Raw genomic sequence first — 19,886 nt, 5'->3', positions numbered from 1 at the left:
TTACCCAGGATATGAGATTTAATTATGAGCAACATTATCAAGCAAATTGAACAAGAGCAGATGAAACAGGACGTACCTTCCTTCCGCCCGGGTGATTCCGTGGAAGTGAAAGTATGGGTCGTTGAAGGTTCTAAAAAACGTCTGCAGGCATTCGAGGGCGTGGTTATCGCTATTCGTAACCGCGGTCTGCACTCTGCATTCACTGTTCGCAAAATTTCTAACGGCGAAGGCGTTGAGCGTGTATTCCAGACTCATTCACCTGTAATTGACAGCATCGCTGTTAAACGTCGTGGCGCTGTGCGTAAAGCCAAACTGTACTACCTGCGTGAGCGTACTGGTAAGTCTGCTCGTATTAAAGAGCGTCTTAACTAAGGTATCGCTAACGCGACATCTAAAAGTTAATAGCAAACAAGGGGTTGGCATCTGCCAGCCCCTTTTTTATGTCAGTGCCATCCTTGCAGCCTGCAGTCAACCGGCGTCCGGCCGGTGAAAATGATAAATCGCCGTATTAACCGGTCCCGCCTCTAATACGATCAAGCCATAGCGACAGCCAATAAACTGCCCGCCGCACTTTTCAGCGACTCTTCGACTGGCCAGATTGTCCTCCGCCGCCAGAATTTCAATCAACCGGGTCTCCGGTCGTGAAAACCCCAGAGGGAGTAGCTTTGCCACCGCGCGGCTGGCAATTCCCTGACGCTGAACGTCACTGCGAACCCAGTAACCTATTGCGCTGGTGTCACCCGGATGGCGGGCAAAGCGTATTCCTGCGCCCCCCAGCAGCTGGTCATGCTGATCAACAATCGCAAACTCTTCCGCTTCCTCCTTCATCCGTTGCCAGTGGGTAAAGCGGATCCAGCTTTCGGCATCATGAGGCTGGTAATCGTGATGCGCCCAGACCATCCACGGGATCAGGCTGTCCAGAGAAGCATTGACCGCAGCGGTAAACGCGGAGACGTCGCTTAGCAGAAACGGTCGAAGGGAGATGTTCAGTGGGGAGGCGTGCATAATTGACTCAGCCTGAAAATAAATAATATTCTCATTTTGCCTGCAACAGACAGAAACGCAATAAGAGCATGTGTAAACTTTATTTTACATCAAGGCGACTGTCATTAATTCATTTATTACATTTAAATAAATGATATATATGATTTTATTTGTCGCTAGGTTGGTTTATTCAGACCTGTGGTAATAAATGTGTACATATAATCTTGCGCTATGTATTGTCTGTGATACAGTATTTGCAATCCTCAATGAGGAGCCCTTATCCGCTATATCGAGCCAAAGGATCGCCATCATGCAAAAAGACGCGCTGAACAATGTGCATATCGCCGGTGAACAGGTATTGATCACGCCTGAAGAACTGAAAGCGAAGTTTCCACTGACAACTGAACAGCAGGATCAGGTCGCGGCGTCCCGCCAGACTATCTCTGACATTATTGCCGGCCGCGATCCGCGTCTGCTGGTGGTGTGCGGACCCTGCTCGATTCACGATACCGAAGTGGCACTGGACTATGCTCGTCGTCTGCAAACGCTTTCTGAACAGCTGAAAGATCAGCTCTATATTGTGATGCGCGTCTATTTTGAAAAACCCCGTACTACCGTTGGCTGGAAAGGGCTGATCAATGATCCTTACATGGATAACTCGTTTGATATGGAAGCGGGTCTGCATATTGCGCGCCAGCTGCTGGTGAACCTGGTTGAAATGGGCTTGCCGCTGGCCACAGAAGCGCTGGATCCGAATAGCCCGCAATACCTGGGCGACCTGTTCAGCTGGTCGGCGATTGGCGCACGGACGACAGAATCTCAGACGCACCGTGAGATGGCCTCGGGCCTGTCGATGCCAGTTGGCTTTAAAAATGGCACCGATGGCAGTCTGGGCACTGCAATCAACGCGATGCGTGCTGCTGCAATGCCGCACCGTTTTGTCGGGATTAATCAGGCCGGTCAGGTCTGCCTGCTGCAGACTCAGGGCAATCCGGATGGTCACGTAATTCTTCGTGGTGGCAAAGCGCCGAACTACGGTCCCGAAGATGTCGCGCAGTGTGAAAAAGAGATGCTGAAGGCGGGACTGCGTCCAGCCTTAATGATAGATTGCAGCCATGGCAATTCGAATAAAGACTACAGCCGTCAGCCTGGCGTAGCGGAATCCGCTATTGCGCAGATCAAAGACGGAAACCGTTCAATCATTGGTTTGATGCTGGAAAGCCATATCAATGAAGGTAACCAGTCTTCTGAGCAGCCGCGCAGCGAAATGAAGTATGGCGTTTCCGTAACCGATGCGTGCATCAACTGGGAAGTGACCGAAACGTTGCTGCGTGAGATGCATCAGGATCTGCAGGGAGTGCTGTCGGCGCGTCTGTCACAAGAGGTGTAAGAGCAATGGTGGCTGAACTGACCGCGTTACGCGATCAAATTGACAGTGTTGATAAGGCGCTGCTGGATCTGCTGGCTAAACGGCTGGAGCTGGTGGCTGAGGTGGGGGAGGTGAAGAGCCGTTACGGTCTGCCTATCTATGTCCCTGAGCGTGAAGCGTCAATGCTGGCTTCGCGTCGCAAAGAGGCAGAGGCGCTCGGCGTCCCCCCGGATCTGATTGAAGATGTGCTGCGTCGTGTGATGCGCGAGTCCTATACCAGCGAAAATGACAAAGGCTTTAAAACCCTCTGTCCTGAACTGCGCCCGGTGGTGATTGTCGGCGGCAAAGGCCAGATGGGCCGGTTGTTTGAAAAAATGCTCGGCCTGTCAGGCTACACAGTTAAAACGCTGGATAAAGAAGACTGGCCTCAGGCTGAAACGCTGCTCAGCGATGCCGGTATGGTCATCATCAGTGTGCCGATTCACCTGACCGAGCAGGTTATTGCACAGCTGCCGCCACTGCCGGAAGATTGTATTCTGGTGGACCTGGCTTCTGTGAAAAACCGGCCTCTGCAGGCGATGCTGGACACTCATAATGGTCCGGTGCTGGGTCTGCACCCGATGTTTGGCCCGGACAGCGGCAGCCTGGCAAAACAGGTGGTGGTCTGGTGTGATGGCCGACAGCCGGAAGCGTATCAGTGGTTCCTGGAGCAGATTCAGGTCTGGGGTGCGCGTCTGCATCGTATCAGCGCTGTAGAGCATGACCAGAACATGGCGTTTATTCAGGCACTGCGTCACTTTGCCACCTTTGCCTATGGTCTGCATTTAGCTGAAGAAAACGTGAATCTTGATCAGCTGCTGGCACTCTCATCGCCTATCTATCGACTGGAGCTGGCAATGGTAGGGCGGTTGTTTGCTCAGGATCCGCAGCTTTACGCGGATATCATCATGTCGTCAGAGAGTAATCTGGCGCTGATCAAACGTTATTACCAGCGCTTTGGTGAAGCGATTGCGCTGCTGGAGCAGGGCGATAAACAGGCATTCATTGCCAGCTTTAACCGGGTCGAGCAGTGGTTTGGCGATCACGCGAAACGCTTCCTGGTGGAAAGCCGGAGTCTGTTACGCTCGGCCAATGACAGTCGGCCATAAACGAAAAAGGCATCCCTGCGGATGCCTTTTTGCTATTCAACGGTTTCATCGCCGGGTTCAGCGGGTATCACATTCTCGCTGGGATAGCAGCCCAGCACCTTCAGAGAGCGGGTCATGGTCTGTAACTCCTGCAGAGCCTGCTGCATCCGCTCTGATTGCAGGTTACCCTGCACATCAATGTAAAACATCTCTTCCCACGGATTGCCATTAATCGGGCGTGACTCCAGCTTGCTCATAATCAGGTTGTGCTGACGCAGCACCAATAGTGCATCAACCAGCGCACCCGCCTGCTGGCCGGTTGCCATAATCAGTGTCGTTTTCGCTGGCACCTGATCTGAAACCTCGATGGCTTTTCGGGCGAGCACGATAAAGCGGGTATGGTTCTGCTGCTGGTTTGCCAGATTACGTTCCAGCACCTGCAACTGATAGAGCTCACCACCGGCTTCACTGCCTAATGCTGCCACCTTAGGTGAGTTGAGCGCAGCCACTCTCTCCATCGCTGCCGCAGTACTCTCGGTATATTCAATTTTCCAGTGCGGGAAACGGTTAATAAACTGGCTGCACTGCTGGAAGGGCTGAGGATGGCTGTACACCGTCTCAATCTGCTGCAGATCGGTGGGGCCATTCACCAGCACGCAGTGGTCGATAGGTAAGGTCAGTTCGCCCACGATAGAGAGGCTGGTCTGTTGCAGCAGATCGTAGACATCATTGATCGAGCCCGAACTGGTGTTCTCAATCGGCATCACGGCGTAATCAGCCAGGCCATTTTCGACCTGCTTGATGATGTCGTGAAATTTCAGGCAGCCACACTCCACCATGCTGTCGAAATGACGTGACGCGTAGTTGCGTGCGGCAAGGTGCGAGTAAGAGCCTTTCGGGCCGAGGAATGCGATACGGGCGGCATGCGCATGAGGATGGTTGAGATTTTTCTGCAGCAGTGCTTGCTGAGTCAGCACTGAATCTTCAATAACCAGCTGGAACAGCCGGGTGATGTAGTGCGCATCCAGTTTATGCGCTTTACCCAGTACAATCAGATTCTCCAGCAGCGCACGTTCGCGTTCCACATCCCGAATCGGGCGATGCGTGGCAAGTTTTGCATGTGCGACTTCCACTGCCAGCAGACGACGCTCGGCCAGCAGCGTCAGAAGTTTTTTATCCACTGCGCTGATCTTATCGCGTAACGCCAGCAAGGGATTGTCGGGATTCATAGGGCTCACCTGTATGCTATCCAATAAAAAAGCCTCCCGGTTGGGAGGCTTCGTTGTTCGTCTTCGCTTTCATTTTCACACGACGAATAGCCTCCCGTTCAGGGGAAGGTAAAAAAGAAAGCGAAGAAAAACAGAGTGGGTTTCATCGTAATGTCCGAAATGTGAGTGACCTGAGAGTAACCGTACTGCTTAAAAGCTGTCAATAAAAAACGCGCCCGGAGGCGCGTTAAGGAAATCAGGACTCTTCGTCGGCGGGGATAATGTCTTTTACGCTGGCACTGGCGCGGCGGGCTTCAGACTTATGCTGAACTTTATTCAGCTGACGTTCGAGTTTCGCAATCAAATCGTTGATGGCGGTATACATATCATCGTGCTTGGCGCTGGCCACCAGAGTCCCGTTCGGTGTGTTAATAGTGGCATCAGCCACGAATTCTTTGGGCTCTTTGGACAGGACAATATGCGGATTAATCAGGTCGGTTTGCCATTTTTCGAGCTTGGCGAGACGGTCTTCAACATGGCTTCGGATTGCCGGGGTGATGTCCATTTGTTTACTGGTAATGTTCAGAATCATTATTCTTACCTCTCTGTCATTTCCGTCTTGGTCTTCTCAGCATAGCGCGAAAAAACGTTAAATGTGAGATTTTGATCACGAAAAAATGTCACTTTTTGTCAGTTACAACATTCTGTGAGAAAGGCAGAGAAACTCGCTGAAATGGCTTGAAGCGAAACGATTAACACGGCATGCTGGATGAGTTAGCTCGCTGGAATCAGATCCAAATCTGACTGTTCTTCGGGCAAAAAAAAGCAGCCATCGCAGGCTGCTTTTTTTGTGGCTGAAATCTGTCGGGCTATCAGCTTTTGTTGACTGCAATGATTTTCGCCACTTTGTCAGCTTCAGCGTTCAGCTGCAGATTACGGTAAGCATTTTCCATCAGCGGCAGGGCATCGTGTGTCGCCTGCGTATCCGGATAATCGCGCATCATACCTTCTACACGGTTAACAACCGCGACATAAGCCTCACGCTTAGTATAGAATTGCGCCACTGACAGCTCATATTTAGCCAGACGGTCTTTCAGATAGACCAGGCGTTTCTGAGCATCAGCCGCATACTGGCTGTTCGGGTAATTACGCAGCAGCTGGGAGAAGTCGCGGAAAGCATCACGAGCGTGCGTCGGATCGCGGTCAGAACGATCAATACCAAAGAAGCCCTGCAGCGCGGAGTCATCCAGCGCCATGTCCGTCAGACCTTTCATATAGATGACATAGTCAATGTTCGGATGCGTGGGGTTCAGACGCATAAAGCGAGCAATGGCAGCCTGCGCCAGGGGCAGATCGGCATTTTTATAGTACGCGTAGATTAAATCCAGCTGCACCTGCTGCGAATAAGGACCGAACGGATAACGATTATCCAGCGCTTCCAGTTGCTTAATCGCGGCTTTAAAGTTACCGTCCTGCAGCTTTTGCTGCGCTGTAGCATAGATTTCAGAAGGCGGGTTGTCCGGTACCGCGTCATTTGAGCCGGAACAACCAACAAGTGCCAGGCTCAGTGTGGCAGCAGCCACCAGATGTTTCATACGCGTCATGACGAAGTGATTATCCTCAAATGTTATGGCGGAAGCTGTCCGTATAGCTCCCGGTAATGACCAGGTACGATAGCACATTATATTAAACGGCATCGCCGTGAAAACCCAACGTTAACGAAGAAGCTGTATATGGCACAACAAGTTCAACTCACCGCAACGGTATCCGAGTCACAACTCGGACAACGTTTAGATCAGACTTTGGCGGAATTGTTCCCTGATTATTCACGTTCCCGCATAAAAGAGTGGATCCTTGATCGTCGCGTTACTGTAAACGGCGTTATGGTCGATACCCCCAAAGAAAAAGTGCTGGGCGGCGAGCTGGTCGCGATTGACGCTGAGATCGAAGAGGCACAGCGCTGGGAACCTCAGGATCTGCCACTCGACATCGTTTATGAAGATGAAGACATTATTGTCATCAACAAACCACGTGACTTTGTGGTTCACCCTGGCGCCGGTAATCCGGATGGCACGGTGTTAAACGCCTTACTTCATCACTACCCTGCGATTATGGATGTGCCACGCGCCGGCATCGTACACCGCCTGGATAAAGACACCACCGGTTTAATGGTGGTCGCGAAAACCGTTCCGGCTCAGACGCATCTGGTGGACTCGCTGCAGCGTCGCGAAATCACCCGTGAATATGAAGCGGTCGCGATTGGCAATATGACGGCGGGCGGCACGGTTGAGCAGCCTATCAGCCGTCACTCCACCAAACGTACCCATATGGCGGTTCATCCAATGGGCAAACCGGCGGTGACGCATTATCGCATCATGGAGCATTTCCGGGCTCATACCCGTCTGCGTCTGCGTCTAGAGACGGGTCGTACTCACCAGATCCGTGTGCATATGTCTCACATCAGCCATCCGCTGGTGGGCGATCCACTTTACGGTGGCCGCCCGCGTCCGCCAAAAGGGTCATCAGAGGCATTTATTACTACGCTGCGCGGTTTCGATCGTCAGGCACTGCACGCCACGATGTTGCGCCTCTATCATCCAATCAGTGGTATTGAGATGGAATTCCATGCTGCGCTTCCACAGGACATGGTTGATTTAATCGCGGCGTTAAAAGCAGACACTGAAGAATTTAAAGACCAGATGAATTGGTGATGAGTCTGATTACGCCGCAATGGCCCGCCTCGTCACGCGTTCGGGCCTGCTCGACGCAGCGACAGGGTGGCGTAAGCACGTCGCCCTGGGATGCGCTGAATCTCGGCGGGCACGTGGGAGATAATCCGGATGCGGTGGCGCGTAACCGTCAGTTGCTGGTGGATAAGGCGGATTTGCCCGCTATGCCGCAGTGGCTGGAGCAGGTTCATGGCACGGAGGTCGTGCGTCTGACTGCAGGAGGAAACATGCCATTACGTGCTGATGCCTGCATTACCGATCAGCCCGACGTCGTCTGCGCCATCATGACCGCTGACTGTCTGCCGGTACTGTTCTGTTCGCAGGATGGGACGGAAGTGGCGGCAGCACATGCAGGCTGGCGCGGGCTCTGTGCCGGTGTACTGGAAAATACGCTGGCGCAGTTTCGTTCTCCGCCTGAGCAGATTCATGTCTGGCTGGGGCCGGCCATCGGACCGGATGCGTTTGAGGTTGGCGCAGAAGTGCGTGAGGCTTTTATGGCGCAGGATCCCCGCGCTGTGCAGGCTTTCCGTCCATCAGGCGACCGGTTTTACGCGGACATCTGGCTGCTGGCGCGTATGCGGCTGCAGGCAGCGGGCGTCAATTCAATCAGCGCCGATAGCCGCTGTACCTTTACGCAACGCGACGATTTCTTCTCCTTTCGTCGTGATGGGATCACCGGGCGTATGGCAACTTTGATCTGGCTGTTATAACCTTACGCCATAAGACGGTCCAGTTAGCGTATTTTTTACTCAAATCTCAGGTCATTAACCTTGAAATTTTGAGGGATGACCTCATTTAATCTCCAGTAGCATTTTGACCTGTAATGGGAGGAATTATGCGTCTGGATCGTCTTACTAACAAATTTCAGCTGGCTCTCGCCGACGCGCAGTCCCTGGCTCTGGGACACGACAATCAATTCATTGAACCTCTGCACCTGATGAGCGCGTTGCTCAAACAGGAAGGCGGATCGGTTTCACCTTTACTGACTTCGGCGGGTGTCGACGTCACACCTTTTCGCGCTCAGCTCGAGCAGGCCATCGATCGCCTGCCACAAGTTGAAGGCAGCGAAGGGGATGTACAACCCTCATCTGACCTTGTCCGGGTATTAAACCTGTGCGACAAGCTGGCGCAGAAGCGCAATGACAACTTTATATCATCCGAATTATTTGTTCTGGCTGCCCTGGAATCCCGTGGTTCACTGGCCGATCTGCTTAAAGCGGCAGGCGCAACGCGCGAAAAAATCACCAGTGCGATTGAACAGATGCGGGGAGGAGACAACGTGAACGATCAGGGGGCTGAAGATCAGCGCCAGGCATTAAAGAAATACACTATCGACCTGACCGAGCGTGCAGAGAAGGGCAAACTCGATCCGGTGATTGGACGTGATGAAGAGATTCGCCGCACCATCCAGGTTCTGCAGCGCCGTACCAAAAATAACCCGGTGCTGATTGGTGAACCTGGCGTGGGTAAAACCGCGATTGTTGAAGGGCTGGCGCAGCGCATCATTAACGGTGAAGTGCCTGAGGGTCTGAAAGGTCGTCGGGTGCTGGCGCTGGATATGGGTGCACTGGTCGCCGGGGCGAAATATCGCGGTGAGTTCGAAGAGCGTCTGAAAGGGGTGCTGAGCGATCTGTCGAAACAGGAAGGCAACGTCATTCTGTTTATCGACGAACTGCACACTATGGTCGGTGCGGGTAAAGCGGACGGTGCGATGGACGCGGGCAATATGCTTAAGCCTGCGCTGGCGCGTGGTGAACTGCACTGCGTGGGTGCCACCACACTGGATGAGTATCGTCAGTATATCGAGAAAGATGCCGCGCTGGAGCGTCGTTTCCAGAAAGTCTTCGTGGCTGAGCCAGGTGTGGAAGACACCATCGCGATTCTGCGTGGCCTGAAAGAGCGTTACGAACTGCATCATCATGTGCAGATCACTGACCCGGCCATTGTCGCGGCAGCAACGCTGTCTCATCGTTACATTGCTGACCGCCAGCTGCCGGATAAAGCCATTGACCTGATTGATGAGGCGGCATCCAGTATTCGTATGCAGATGGACTCCAAGCCGGAGTCACTCGATCGCCTGGAGCGCCGTATCATTCAGTTGAAGCTGGAGCAGCAGGCGCTGAAGAAAGAGGCGGACGATGCCAGCATCAAGCGTCTTGAAATGCTGGAAACCGAGCTGAATCAGAAAGAGCGTGAATACGCTGAGCTGGAAGATGAGTGGAAGACAGAGAAAGCCTCGCTGTCCGGCACGCAGAACATCAAAGCTGAACTGGAGCAGGCGCGTCTGAATTTAGAGCAGGCCCGTCGCCAGGGCGATCTCGCTCAGATGTCAGAGCTGCAGTACGGTAAAATTCCGGCACTGGAAAAACAGTTAGCCGCAGCGACTCAGGCTGAAGGTAAAACCATGAAGTTACTGCGCAACCGCGTAACAGATGTGGAGATTGCCGATGTACTGGCGCGCTGGACCGGTATTCCGGTGGCACGCATGATGGAAGGTGAGCGTGATAAGTTGCTGCGCATGGAGCAGGATCTGCATGGCCGGGTCATTGGACAGGATGAAGCGGTAGAAGCGGTATCGAATGCCATACGCCGTAGTCGTGCAGGTCTCTCTGATCCTAACCGGCCTATCGGCTCTTTCCTGTTCCTGGGTCCAACCGGGGTAGGTAAAACCGAACTGTGTAAGTCGCTGGCTAATTTCCTGTTCGACAGTGACGATGCGATGGTGCGTATCGACATGTCCGAGTTTATGGAAAAACATTCGGTCTCACGGCTGGTGGGTGCACCTCCGGGCTACGTCGGCTATGAAGAGGGCGGTTATCTGACCGAAGCGGTGCGCCGTCGTCCTTATTCCGTCATCCTGCTGGATGAAGTTGAAAAGGCGCATCCTGATGTCTTCAACATTCTGCTGCAGGTGCTGGATGATGGGCGTCTGACGGATGGACAGGGCCGTACGGTCGATTTCCGTAACAGCGTGGTGATCATGACCTCTAACCTGGGGTCAGATTTAATCCAGGAGCGGTTCGGTAATCTCAGCTATCCGGAAATGAAAGATATTGTGATGGGTGTGGTCGGACAGCATTTCCGTCCTGAATTCGTCAACCGTATTGATGAGGTAGTGGTGTTCCATCCGCTGGCGGAGAAACACATTGCCTCCATTGCGCAGATTCAGCTGCAGCGGTTGTACAAACGTCTGGATGAACGTGGCTATCAGCTGCACATCTCCGATGATGCGATCAAACTGCTGGCGGAAAATGGGTATGACCCGGTCTATGGTGCGCGTCCGCTGAAACGTGCGATACAGCAGCAGATCGAGAACCCGCTGGCTCAGCAGATCCTTGCAGGTTCGCTGGTGCCGGGTAAAACCATCGAAATGGATGTCGTTAACGACGTCATAACGGCACATCAGTAATAGTGCGAATCGAAAAACGGGCCTCTGGCCCGTTTTTTTTACCCTTTAAAGGGGTTTTTGCTTACTTACTGTTCTTTTTGGCTGCAAAGTGAACGGTCAGAAAAAAAGTCTTAATTTGCACTTGCGCTATCTCAGCCGTTCCCTATAATGCGCCTCCACTGACACGGCAAACCGGAAACGGAAAACGGGTCAGCAGGCACAGGAGACTGCGCCGCCGGAGAAAAACTTCTGAGAAAGAGGTTGACTCTGCAGGAGGAAAGCGTAATATACGCCACCTCGCGACAGGACGCTAACGCACTGTTCGCACTGCTCTTTAACAATTTATCAGACAATCTGTGTGGGCACTCGCAGGATTGATATCAGCGTCTCCGGACGTAAAAAAATATCAAGCCTCACGAGTGAACACATAATGAAATTCATTATGACGTTTTACAGATGAGCACCGCTTAACTTGTTTAAGCAAATCAAACTTAAATTGAAGAGTTTGATCATGGCTCAGATTGAACGCTGGCGGCAGGCCTAACACATGCAAGTCGGACGGTAGCACAGAGAGCTTGCTCTTGGGTGACGAGTGGCGGACGGGTGAGTAATGTCTGGGGATCTGCCCGATAGAGGGGGATAACCACTGGAAACGGTGGCTAATACCGCATAACGTCGCAAGACCAAAGAGGGGGACCTTCGGGCCTCTCACTATCGGATGAACCCAGATGGGATTAGCTAGTAGGCGGGGTAATGGCCCACCTAGGCGACGATCCCTAGCTGGTCTGAGAGGATGACCAGCCACACTGGAACTGAGACACGGTCCAGACTCCTACGGGAGGCAGCAGTGGGGAATATTGCACAATGGGCGCAAGCCTGATGCAGCCATGCCGCGTGTATGAAGAAGGCCTTCGGGTTGTAAAGTACTTTCAGCGGGGAGGAAGGCGATGTGGTTAATAACCGCATCGATTGACGTTACCCGCAGAAGAAGCACCGGCTAACTCCGTGCCAGCAGCCGCGGTAATACGGAGGGTGCAAGCGTTAATCGGAATTACTGGGCGTAAAGCGCACGCAGGCGGTCTGTTAAGTCAGATGTGAAATCCCCGGGCTTAACCTGGGAACTGCATTTGAAACTGGCAGGCTTGAGTCTTGTAGAGGGGGGTAGAATTCCAGGTGTAGCGGTGAAATGCGTAGAGATCTGGAGGAATACCGGTGGCGAAGGCGGCCCCCTGGACAAAGACTGACGCTCAGGTGCGAAAGCGTGGGGAGCAAACAGGATTAGATACCCTGGTAGTCCACGCCGTAAACGATGTCGACTTGGAGGTTGTTCCCTTGAGGAGTGGCTTCCGGAGCTAACGCGTTAAGTCGACCGCCTGGGGAGTACGGCCGCAAGGTTAAAACTCAAATGAATTGACGGGGGCCCGCACAAGCGGTGGAGCATGTGGTTTAATTCGATGCAACGCGAAGAACCTTACCTACTCTTGACATCCAGAGAACTTAGCAGAGATGCTTTGGTGCCTTCGGGAACTCTGAGACAGGTGCTGCATGGCTGTCGTCAGCTCGTGTTGTGAAATGTTGGGTTAAGTCCCGCAACGAGCGCAACCCTTATCCTTTGTTGCCAGCGCGTGATGGCGGGAACTCAAAGGAGACTGCCGGTGATAAACCGGAGGAAGGTGGGGATGACGTCAAGTCATCATGGCCCTTACGAGTAGGGCTACACACGTGCTACAATGGCGCATACAAAGAGAAGCGACCTCGCGAGAGCAAGCGGACCTCACAAAGTGCGTCGTAGTCCGGATCGGAGTCTGCAACTCGACTCCGTGAAGTCGGAATCGCTAGTAATCGTGGATCAGAATGCCACGGTGAATACGTTCCCGGGCCTTGTACACACCGCCCGTCACACCATGGGAGTGGGTTGCAAAAGAAGTAGGTAGCTTAACCTTCGGGAGGGCGCTTACCACTTTGTGATTCATGACTGGGGTGAAGTCGTAACAAGGTAACCGTAGGGGAACCTGCGGTTGGATCACCTCCTTACCTGAAGATACCTTCCCGCGCAGTGTCCACACAGATTGTCTGATAAAAAGTAACGAGCAGAAAAAACCTCTACAGGCTTGTAGCTCAGGTGGTTAGAGCGCACCCCTGATAAGGGTGAGGTCGGTGGTTCAAGTCCACTCAGGCCTACCAAATTTCTTCTCATGCTGCGTTATGCGCGCGGTCGTTTACCCCGGTAAACGTCCCTTCCGCATGCCTTGCCTGAAAAGAAATTACATCCTTCGTCAGAAGAATGTAACTCGGTTGAGTGGTAGTAGTGGTCTCTGCAGTAACTGTATGGGGCTATAGCTCAGCTGGGAGAGCGCCTGCCTTGCACGCAGGAGGTCAGCGGTTCGATCCCGCTTAGCTCCACCATACCGTTTATCTGTTTTTTCTGAATACTTCAGAGCGTACCGGCAACGGTGTGCTGCGAAGTATTATGCTCTTTAACAATCCGGAACAAGCTGAAAATTGAAACGACGTGTCGTTTTCATTCTCCGTAATAAGAATGAAAAGCGCGACATGTTCGAGTCTCTCAAATGCTTGCAGCTCGCAGCGTTGTAAAACGCCTGTGGGTTGTGAGGTTAAGCGACTAAGCGTACACGGTGGATGCCCAGGCAGTCAGAGGCGATGAAGGACGTGCTAATCTGCGTAAAGCGACGGTAAGGTGATATGAACCGCTACAGCCGTCGATGTCCGAATGGGGAAACCCGGTGCACTCTGTGCATCATTGCAGCATGAATACATAGTGCTGCAAGGCGAACCGGGGGAACTGAAACATCTAAGTACCCCGAGGAAAAGAAATCAACCGAGATTCCCCCAGTAGCGGCGAGCGAACGGGGAGCAGCCCAGAGCCTGAATCAGCATGTGTGTTAGTGGAAGCGTCTGGAAAGTCGCAGGGTACAGGGTGATACTCCCGTACACAAAAGCACATATGCTGTGAGCTCGATGAGTAAGGCGGGACACGTGGTATCCTGTCTGAATATGGGGGGACCATCCTCCAAGGCTAAATACTCCTGACTGACCGATAGTGAACCAGTACCGTGAGGGAAAGGCGAAAAGAACCCCGGCGAGGGGAGTGAAACAGAACCTGAAACCGTGTACGTACAAGCAGTGGGAGCCCTCTTTATGGGGGTGACTGCGTACCTTTTGTATAATGGGTCAGCGACTTATATTCTGTAGCAAGGTTAACCGTATAGGGGAGCCGCAGGGAAACCGAGTCTTAACTGGGCGTTAAGTTGCAGGGTATAGACCCGAAACCCGGTGATCTAGCCATGGGCAGGTTGAAGGTTGGGTAACACTAACTGGAGGACCGAACCGACTAATGTTGAAAAATTAGCGGATGACCTGTGGCTGGGGGTGAAAGGCCAATCAAACCGGGAGATAGCTGGTTCTCCCCGAAAGCTATTTAGGTAGCGCCTCGTGAATTCATCCTCGGGGGTAGAGCACTGTTTCGGCTAGGGGGCCATCCCGGCTTACCAACCCGATGCAAACTGCGAATACCGAGGAATGTTATCACGGGAGACACACGGCGGGTGCTAACGTCCGTCGTGAAGAGGGAAACAACCCAGACCGCCAGCTAAGGTCCCAAAGTCATGGTTAAGTGGGAAACGATGTGGGAAGGCACAGACAGCCAGGATGTTGGCTTAGAAGCAGCCATCATTTAAAGAAAGCGTAATAGCTCACTGGTCGAGTCGGCCTGCGCGGAAGATGTAACGGGGCTAAACCATGCACCGAAGCTGCGGCAGCGACACTATGTGTTGTTGGGTAGGGGAGCGTTCTGTAAGCCGTTGAAGGTGTGCTGTGAGGCATGCTGGAGGTATCAGAAGTGCGAATGCTGACATAAGTAACGATAAAGCGGGTGAAAAGCCCGCTCGCCGGAAGACCAAGGGTTCCTGTTCAACGTTAATCGGAGCAGGGTGAGTCGACCCCTAAGGCGAGGCCGAAAGGCGTAGTCGATGGGAAACAGGTTAATATTCCTGTACTCGGTGTTACTGCGAAGGGGGGACGGAGAAGGCTATATCAGCCGGGCGACGGTTGTCCCGGTTTAAGCGTGTAGGCGGAGGGTCCAGGTAAATCCGGTCCCTTATCAACGCTGAGGCGTGACGACGAGGCACTACGGTGCTGAAGTGATAAATGCCCAGCTTCCAGGAAAAGCCTCTAAGCATCAGGTAACACAGAATCGTACCCCAAACCGACACAGGTGGTCAGGTAGAGAATACCAAGGCGCTTGAGAGAACTCGGGTGAAGGAACTAGGCAAAATGGTGCCGTAACTTCGGGAGAAGGCACGCTGGCGCGTAGGTGGAGGGACTTGCTCCCCGAGCCGAAGCCAGTCGAAGATACCAGCTGGCTGCAACTGTTTATTAAAAACACAGCACTGTGCAAACACGAAAGTGGACGTATACGGTGTGACGCCTGCCCGGTGCCGGAAGGTTAATTGATGGGGTTATCCGTAAGGAGAAGCTCTTGATCGAAGCCCCGGTAAACGGCGGCCGTAACTATAACGGTCCTAAGGTAGCGAAATTCCTTGTCGGGTAAGTTCCGACCTGCACGAATGGCGTAATGATGGCCAGGCTGTCTCCACCCGAGACTCAGTGAAATTGAACTCGCTGTGAAGATGCAGTGTACCCGCGGCAAGACGGAAAGACCCCGTGAACCTTTACTACAGCTTGACACTGAACATTGAGCCTTGATGTGTAGGATAGGTGGGAGGCTTTGAAGCGCGGACGCCAGTTCGCGTGGAGCCAACCTTGAAATACCACCCTTTAATGTTTGATGTTCTAACGTAGGCCCGTGATCCGGGCTGCGGACAGTGTCTGGTGGGTAGTTTGACTGGGGCGGTCTCCTCCTAAAGAGTAACGGAGGAGCACGAAGGTCAGCTAATCACGGTCGGACATCGTGAGGTTAGTGCAATGGCATAAGCTGGCTTGACTGCGAGAGTGACGGCTCGAGCAGGTGCGAAAGCAGGTCATAGTGATCCGGTGGTTCTGAATGGAAGGGCCATCGCTCAACGGATAAAAGGTACTCCGGGGATAACAGGCTGATACCGCCCAAGAGTTCATATCGACGGCGGTGTTTGGCACCTCGATGTCGGCTCATCACATCCTGGGGCTGAAGTAGGTCCCAAGGGTACGGCTGTTCGCCGTTTAAAGTGGTACGCGAGCTGGGTTTAGAACGTCGTGAGACAGTTCGGTCCCTATCTGCCGTGGGCGCTGGAGAATTGAGGGGGGTTGCTCCTAGTACGAGAGGACCGGAGTGAACGCACCACTGGTGTTCGGGTTGTCATGCCAATGGCATTGCCCGGTAGCTAAGTGCGGAAAAGATAAGTGCTGAAAGCATCTAAGCACGAAACTTGCCCCGAGATGAGTTCTCCCTGACTCCTTGAGAGTCCTGAAGGGACGTTGAAGACTACGACGTTGATAGGCCGGGTGTGTAAGCGCAGCGATGCGTTGAGCTAACCGGTACTAATGACCCGTGAGGCTTAACCTTACAACGCCAGAGGCGTTTTTGAGAGACACGATTTTCAGCCTGTACCGGATATATCTGCGCGGCCTTAAGGGGCGGCGCGGAGAACAGAATTTGCCTGGCGGCTTTAGCGCGGTGGTCCCACCTGACCCCATGCCGAACTCAGAAGTGAAACGCCGTAGCGCCGATGGTAGTGTGGGGTCTCCCCATGCGAGAGTAGGGAACTGCCAGGCATTATATAAGTGAAGAAGCCCCGCACGAAAGTGCGGGGCTTTTTTACGTCTGAATTACGCTGTATTTAGCAAAATTGTTAATGATTTTCCCGCTTCCTGCAGCGCTATCACCGGCCGGCTTTCCCTCATAATTGCCAGCAACTCGCTGATTTTTCGATAATTAGCGACATGGCTCACAAATATAATCTCGGATTACCCCGCCTTTACCTTCGGTAGACTTAAATGCTTTACTCACTCCTTTAAACGCTGTTGATCAGCAAGGAACAGAGGTAAGGCATGACACCCACCAATAATAAAACTCAGCCGGATGATACAAAGAAACGTATCTGGGCAATCGTCGGCGCGTCATCGGGCAACCTGGTTGAATGGTTCGACTTCTATGTCTATTCATTCTTCTCGCTCTACTTTGCGCACATCTTCTTCCCAAAGGGTGACACCACAACGCAGTTATTGCAGACAGCGGGTGTTTTTGCAGCAGGATTTTTAATGCGTCCGATTGGCGGCTGGTTATTTGGCTATATTGGCGACAAGCACGGCCGAAAAAATTCGATGCTGGTTTCAGTCTGTATGATGTGTTTTGGTTCACTGGTGATCGCCTGCCTGCCCGGTTATGCAACGATTGGCGTAGCCGCTCCCGTCATTCTGCTGCTGGCGCGTATGTTTCAGGGGTTATCGGTGGGTGGGGAGTATGGGACCAGCGCAACCTACATGAGTGAAGTCGCCCTGGAAGGACGCAAGGGATTCTATGCCTCTTTCCAGTACGTCACGCTGATTGGCGGTCAGTTAGCGGCGGTGCTGACCGTGGTGGTCCTGCAATTTGTGCTCACTGATGCAGAGCTGCGCAGCTGGGGCTGGCGCATTCCGTTCTTCCTCGGCGCACTGCTCGCCGTTGTCGCATTGTGGTTACGACGCTCTCTGGAAGAAACCTCAGATAAAGCCAGCCGTGAACATCGTGATGCGGGTAGCGTCATCGGGTTACTGCGCAATCATACCCGTCCCTTCCTGATGGTGCTGGGTTTCACCGCCGGCGGCTCCCTGAGTTTTTACACCTTCACCACCTACATGCAAAAGTATCTGGTTAACACATCAGGCATGGATCCAAAAACGGCCAGCGGGCTGATGACCGGGGCACTGCTGGTCTTCATGCTGATTCAGCCAATAATCGGTGCGCTGTCAGATAAAATCGGTCGTCGCACTTCGATGATGATCTTTGGTGCGGGGGCGGCAATCTGTACAGTACCCATTCTGACCCTGCTGCAAAACGTGCAAAGTCCTGGCGTAGCTTTCCTGTTAATCATGCTGGCCTTGTTGATTACCAGCTTCTACACCGCCATCAGCGGCATTCTTAAAGCCGAAATGTTTCCGCCGCAGGTGCGTGCTCTGGGTGTCGGGCTATCATACGCAGTCGCGAATGCGCTGTTCGGTGGGTCGGCGGAGTATGTGGCGTTGCTGATGAAGCAGCAGGGGATTGAGACCACCTTCTTCTGGTATGTTTCAGCCATGGGTGCGGTAGCATTTCTGGTGTCGCTGTTGCTGCACAGACGCGGCAAAGGGATTACGCTTTAACAAGGCGACTGACTCAGATTTCACAGGGCAATGCCGCGGGTTGCATCCGCGGCATCCCACACGAACGCTTTCCAGCGCCAGCCGCTGCCATTCGGGCGGCTGTCATATCACTCTTTTCCCGCCCCAATACTTAATGAAAACAGGATGCCGATAGTCTGGTTTTGACGGCCAGAAAGAGGCTGGCGCTGCCCATATTCATTGCCTGCAGCAGCCAGCGCGGCAGAAGCGAAAACATGTTCCGCTTTATCCCGTCATGCTCGCTGATCTTCCGCCATATCGACGCATCCACTGCACAACAGCACAGCAACAGGATACTTCGCGTAATGAATGCCTCTATGGCCGCAGCGATTAAAGAATACGGCTGATCAGGCGATCGATACGTATCCGGCGCAGACGGCGAATCAGTTTCCGCACTTTAGCCGGGTAATCGGCAATACTTTCAAGCTCACGGAAATGCGTCACTATCGTCGTGTTCTGACGGATTAACGTAAGCTCTTTCTCACGCTGAGCCGCTAACTCCTGATGAGGATCGTGAATCAGCACCGCATTTTCCAGATCAAGCCGCCATGCACGCGGGTTGAGGTTATTACCGGTAATCAGCTGCCATTCGTCATCAACCCACATCCCTTTAAGGTGATAACTGTTTTCACCATCCTTCCAGAGTCTCACGACCAGCTGATCGGTCGTAACATAGTAGTGCAGACGGCTCATGAAACGACGCAGATTGATTTCATACAGGTAAGGCAGCGCGCCGATAATTTTGAATGGCTCATCAGGCGCAATGTAGAAATCATTGGCGGTTTTATCACCGACGATGATCTCGACTTTTTTCCCCTGGCGCAGCAGATGAATGATATTACGCACCAGCAGGGCTGGCATGTTGAAGTAAGGGGTACAGATGATCAGCTTCTGTTCCGCACAGGGCATCAGATGGAAAATGGTTTTATTGAGCAGGCTATGCTTGCCCAGACCGACCAGTGGCGTGACCGTCAGTTCATCATTGCCGGCATTGCCTTCAAACTGGTAATTGAAACCCCGGAGATCCTGACGGAACTGGCGTGTCTCATTTTTGATTTCAGGACTTGAGGGGCGTTCTGCAAAATCGAGCCGGTTGACGGCTTCTGCAGGTTTAAGATTCAGTGTGATCCACTCATACATGGTATCGGTCAGTTGGGGATTCCGGATAACCTGATAGCGATCATACCGATACTTATCATGCTGATGCAGGTAGACATCATTGATGCTGGCACCGCTATAGAGCAGCATATCATCAATAATGAAGCCTTTTAGATGAAGCACGCCCAGCGCTTCACGCGTATTAACCGGGATGCCATAAACCGGGATGGCAATATCCGGATAGCGTGTGGCCATTTCGCAATACCAGTCAGCATTGGTTACGCCTCGTGCTGCGCCAATTCGGCCACGTTGCGCGCGGTGCCAGTCGACCAGAATCGAAATATCCAGCGTTGGCCGCGCCTGCTTCGCGCTATAGAGCGCATCCATAACGGCACGTCCGGCGTCATCATTTTCCAGATAAAGCGCAACAATACAGATGCGTGTCTGTGCGGTCGCTATTTTCTCCAGCAACGTCTGGCGAAACTCAGCAGGCGAATAAAGTGTCGACACATCCGCAACGGATTGTGACAGTTTAGGCAGCTGTGCGAGGTGTTGTTGGTGTTTGTTACGTTTGAATTTAGACAACATCACAGTGCACTTCTTCTCTGTTCATTGCATGGCCTTTTGCCATCAAATCAGGGTTATAACCACAAATAATAACATCAACTC

Annotated in this window: 13 protein-coding genes, 2 tRNA genes, 3 rRNA genes and 1 other annotated feature; of the genes, 12 read left to right on the top strand and 6 right to left on the bottom strand. The window is 52.8% G+C overall.

The genetic code is table 11. From position 1 onward, the window contains the following. Positions 1 to 24 precede the first annotated feature (24 nt). Positions 25 to 372 (top strand): 50S ribosomal protein L19, encoded by a 348-nt coding sequence (gene rplS / locus AC6I77_RS14840; protein WP_003849035.1) that lies wholly within the window; start codon positions 25 to 27, stop codon positions 370 to 372. 96 nt (positions 373 to 468) lie between these two features. On the opposite strand, the gene AC6I77_RS14835 is transcribed toward rplS, so the two are convergent. Beyond that, entirely contained in the window at positions 469 to 1,005 is a 537-nt protein-coding gene (locus tag AC6I77_RS14835) for a GNAT family N-acetyltransferase (RefSeq protein ID WP_008927086.1), read from the bottom strand. Between the two features lie 289 nt (positions 1,006 to 1,294). Here AC6I77_RS14835 and AC6I77_RS14830 point away from each other — a divergent pair, with 289 nt between their 5' ends. Both AC6I77_RS14830 and tyrA read left to right on the top strand, forming a co-directional pair. Continuing rightward, entirely contained in the window at positions 1,295 to 2,374 is a 1,080-nt protein-coding gene (locus AC6I77_RS14830; RefSeq protein WP_003849031.1) for a 3-deoxy-7-phosphoheptulonate synthase, read from the top strand. A gap of 5 nt (positions 2,375 to 2,379) precedes the next feature. Next, the gene (tyrA, locus tag AC6I77_RS14825; RefSeq protein ID WP_497817079.1) at positions 2,380 to 3,501 is read left to right on the top strand and encodes a bifunctional chorismate mutase/prephenate dehydrogenase; all 1,122 of its coding nucleotides are present in this window, start codon (positions 2,380 to 2,382) and stop codon (positions 3,499 to 3,501) included. Positions 3,502 to 3,533: 32 nt separating this feature from the next. Here the strand turns inward: tyrA and pheA are convergent, their stop codons facing one another. From pheA to bamD, 4 genes are all read right to left on the bottom strand, one after another. Beyond that, the gene (gene pheA, locus AC6I77_RS14820; protein WP_008927084.1) at positions 3,534 to 4,709 is read right to left on the bottom strand and encodes a bifunctional chorismate mutase/prephenate dehydratase; all 1,176 of its coding nucleotides are present in this window, start codon (positions 4,707 to 4,709) and stop codon (positions 3,534 to 3,536) included. 22 nt (positions 4,710 to 4,731) lie between these two features. Continuing rightward, positions 4,732 to 4,856, bottom strand: a sequence feature (Phe leader region). Continuing rightward, positions 4,808 to 4,855 carry a pheA operon leader peptide PheL gene (gene pheL / locus AC6I77_RS14815; protein ID WP_197066373.1) on the bottom strand — a complete coding sequence of 16 codons (48 nt, stop codon included), beginning with the start codon at positions 4,853 to 4,855 and terminating at the stop codon, positions 4,808 to 4,810. (Overlaps the previous feature by 48 nt.) An 88-nt stretch (positions 4,857 to 4,944) precedes the next feature. Beyond that, entirely contained in the window at positions 4,945 to 5,280 is a 336-nt protein-coding gene (gene raiA, locus AC6I77_RS14810) for a ribosome-associated translation inhibitor RaiA (protein WP_003849030.1), read from the bottom strand. A gap of 280 nt (positions 5,281 to 5,560) precedes the next feature. Then, entirely contained in the window at positions 5,561 to 6,292 is a 732-nt protein-coding gene (gene bamD, locus AC6I77_RS14805; RefSeq protein ID WP_003849029.1) for an outer membrane protein assembly factor BamD, read from the bottom strand. A gap of 129 nt (positions 6,293 to 6,421) precedes the next feature. On the opposite strand from bamD, the gene rluD reads away from it, so the two are divergent. From rluD to AC6I77_RS14760, 9 genes are all read left to right on the top strand, one after another. Beyond that, the gene (gene rluD, locus AC6I77_RS14800) at positions 6,422 to 7,399 is read left to right on the top strand and encodes a 23S rRNA pseudouridine(1911/1915/1917) synthase RluD (protein ID WP_497817078.1); all 978 of its coding nucleotides are present in this window, start codon (positions 6,422 to 6,424) and stop codon (positions 7,397 to 7,399) included. Further along, positions 7,399 to 8,127 (top strand): purine nucleoside phosphorylase YfiH, encoded by a 729-nt coding sequence (yfiH, locus tag AC6I77_RS14795; protein WP_105099835.1) that lies wholly within the window; start codon positions 7,399 to 7,401, stop codon positions 8,125 to 8,127. Before rluD ends, yfiH begins: the two co-directional genes overlap by 1 nt. A gap of 113 nt (positions 8,128 to 8,240) precedes the next feature. Then, complete coding sequence (gene clpB / locus AC6I77_RS14790; protein ID WP_186806333.1) at positions 8,241 to 10,826, top strand: ATP-dependent chaperone ClpB; 2,586 nt, start codon at positions 8,241 to 8,243, stop codon at positions 10,824 to 10,826. 472 nt (positions 10,827 to 11,298) lie between these two features. Then, positions 11,299 to 12,839 (top strand): 16S ribosomal RNA (locus tag AC6I77_RS14785). A gap of 73 nt (positions 12,840 to 12,912) precedes the next feature. Then, positions 12,913 to 12,989 (top strand) — tRNA-Ile (locus AC6I77_RS14780). A gap of 146 nt (positions 12,990 to 13,135) precedes the next feature. Then, positions 13,136 to 13,211 (top strand) — tRNA-Ala (locus AC6I77_RS14775). A 207-nt stretch (positions 13,212 to 13,418) separates the two neighbouring features. Then, positions 13,419 to 16,326 (top strand): 23S ribosomal RNA (locus AC6I77_RS14770). Between the two features lie 93 nt (positions 16,327 to 16,419). Then, positions 16,420 to 16,535 (top strand): 5S ribosomal RNA (rrf, locus tag AC6I77_RS14765). Together the 16S, 23S and 5S rRNA genes with 2 tRNA genes alongside form the textbook arrangement of a ribosomal RNA operon. A gap of 276 nt (positions 16,536 to 16,811) precedes the next feature. Beyond that, positions 16,812 to 18,101 carry an MFS family transporter gene (locus AC6I77_RS14760; RefSeq protein WP_003850398.1) on the top strand — a complete coding sequence of 430 codons (1,290 nt, stop codon included), beginning with the start codon at positions 16,812 to 16,814 and terminating at the stop codon, positions 18,099 to 18,101. Positions 18,102 to 18,449: 348 nt separating this feature from the next. Here the strand turns inward: AC6I77_RS14760 and pssA are convergent, their stop codons facing one another. Then, on the bottom strand, positions 18,450 to 19,805 hold the full coding sequence (gene pssA / locus AC6I77_RS14755) for a CDP-diacylglycerol--serine O-phosphatidyltransferase (protein WP_003850394.1): 1,356 nt from the start codon (positions 19,803 to 19,805) through the stop codon (positions 18,450 to 18,452). Positions 19,806 to 19,886: the final 81 nt, after the last annotated feature.

Source organism: Pantoea sp. X-Soil-ISGK-259, assembly GCF_059730705.1.
The sequence above is the reverse complement of the archived record's forward strand: the minus strand, read 5'-3'. Positions and strand labels throughout refer to the sequence as shown.

Excerpts from the sequence above, each read along its gene's own strand:
- raiA (WP_003849030.1), bottom strand. The coding sequence starts at position 5,280 with ATGATTCTGAACATTACCAGTAAACAAATGGACATCACCCCGGCAATC.
- rluD (WP_497817078.1), top strand. The coding sequence starts at position 6,422 with ATGGCACAACAAGTTCAACTCACCGCAACGGTATCCGAGTCACAACTC.
- pssA (WP_003850394.1), bottom strand. The coding sequence starts at position 19,805 with ATGTTGTCTAAATTCAAACGTAACAAACACCAACAACACCTCGCACAG.
- AC6I77_RS14760 (WP_003850398.1), top strand. The coding sequence starts at position 16,812 with ATGACACCCACCAATAATAAAACTCAGCCGGATGATACAAAGAAACGT.
- clpB (WP_186806333.1), top strand. The coding sequence starts at position 8,241 with ATGGGAGGAATTATGCGTCTGGATCGTCTTACTAACAAATTTCAGCTG.
- bamD (WP_003849029.1), bottom strand. The coding sequence starts at position 6,292 with ATGACGCGTATGAAACATCTGGTGGCTGCTGCCACACTGAGCCTGGCA.
- AC6I77_RS14830 (WP_003849031.1), top strand. The coding sequence starts at position 1,295 with ATGCAAAAAGACGCGCTGAACAATGTGCATATCGCCGGTGAACAGGTA.
- tyrA (WP_497817079.1), top strand. The coding sequence starts at position 2,380 with ATGGTGGCTGAACTGACCGCGTTACGCGATCAAATTGACAGTGTTGAT.
- yfiH (WP_105099835.1), top strand. The coding sequence starts at position 7,399 with ATGAGTCTGATTACGCCGCAATGGCCCGCCTCGTCACGCGTTCGGGCC.
- rplS (WP_003849035.1), top strand. The coding sequence starts at position 25 with ATGAGCAACATTATCAAGCAAATTGAACAAGAGCAGATGAAACAGGAC.
- AC6I77_RS14835 (WP_008927086.1), bottom strand. The coding sequence starts at position 1,005 with ATGCACGCCTCCCCACTGAACATCTCCCTTCGACCGTTTCTGCTAAGC.
- pheA (WP_008927084.1), bottom strand. The coding sequence starts at position 4,709 with ATGAATCCCGACAATCCCTTGCTGGCGTTACGCGATAAGATCAGCGCA.